Below are 1,036 nucleotides of genomic sequence, written 5' to 3' on the forward strand. Positions count from 1 at the left end.
GCTGCTGGACGGTTCGTTCTCCAGCCAGCTGTTCCAGGTCGGTGCCAACGCAGGCCAGGCCATCGCCATCGACAAGGTGGTCAATGCCAAGGCCAACGCCCTGGGCAACGCCACCTTCGACGCCAACTCGATCACCATTGCTGCCGGCACCGTGACCGCCGCCAACAAGGGCACCACGATTTCCTTCGATGGCCTGAAGATCGGTGGAGGCAGCCTGGCCGCAGCCGTGTCGATCGACAAGGTTGAAGTGGTCTCGACCGGCGTGCAGGCCGATGACCAGAAGGCCCTGGTGGCTGCGGTCACCACCGCGATCAACGCCAAGATCGGCGAAACCGGCGTGCTGGCCGAAGTCGATGCGACCGCCGGCAAGATCAACCTGACCTCGGTCAAGGAAAGCGTCAACTCGGCCGGTGCCTTCACCGCGATGACCGTGACCGCCGGCACCAGCGCGGGCATCACCGGCTTCAATTCGACTGCACCGACCGCGACCACCCCGGCACCGGCCGGCAAGATGCTGAGCGATGTGAACATCGACAGCGTCAAGGGTGCTCAGCAGGCGCTGGAGATCGTCGACAAGGCCCTGGGTGCGATCAACAGCACCCGCGCCGACCTGGGCGCCGTGCAGAACCGCTTCACCTCGGTCGTCGCCAACCTGCAGACCTCCACCGAAAACCTGTCCGCCTCGCGCAGCCGCATCAAGGACACGGACTTTGCCAAGGAAACCGCAGAGCTGACCCGCACCCAGATCCTGCAGCAGGCCGGTACGGCCATGCTGGCCCAGGCCAACCAGGTGCCGCAGAACGTGCTCAGCCTGCTGCGCTGATCGCGTCTGACCCGAAGGCGCCGGGAAACCGGCGCCGCTTTCACCGCCGCACGTTTCATGCTTTACCGAAGGAATACCCATGGCACAAGTGATCAACACCAATACGATGTCGCTCAACGCTCAGCGCAACCTGAGCACCAGCGGCAGCTCCCTGGCCACCACCATCCAGCGCCTGTCGTCGGGTTCGCGCATCAACAGCGCCAAGGACGACGC

1 protein-coding gene and 1 pseudogene are annotated in these 1,036 nt (G+C 64.8%); both read left to right on the top strand.

The window, feature by feature from the left end:
• Positions 1-823 (top strand): flagellin (locus tag ACIGII_RS19540; protein ID WP_399657663.1); only part of this gene is annotated, 823 nt, incomplete at its 5' end.
• A 79-nt stretch (positions 824-902) separates the two neighbouring features.
• Positions 903-1,036 (top strand): annotated as a pseudogene (locus tag ACIGII_RS19545) (flagellin); the annotation flags it as partial.

Source organism: Stenotrophomonas sp. NPDC077420 (genome assembly GCF_044543385.1).
Taxonomy (GTDB): Bacteria; Pseudomonadota; Gammaproteobacteria; order Xanthomonadales; family Xanthomonadaceae; genus Stenotrophomonas.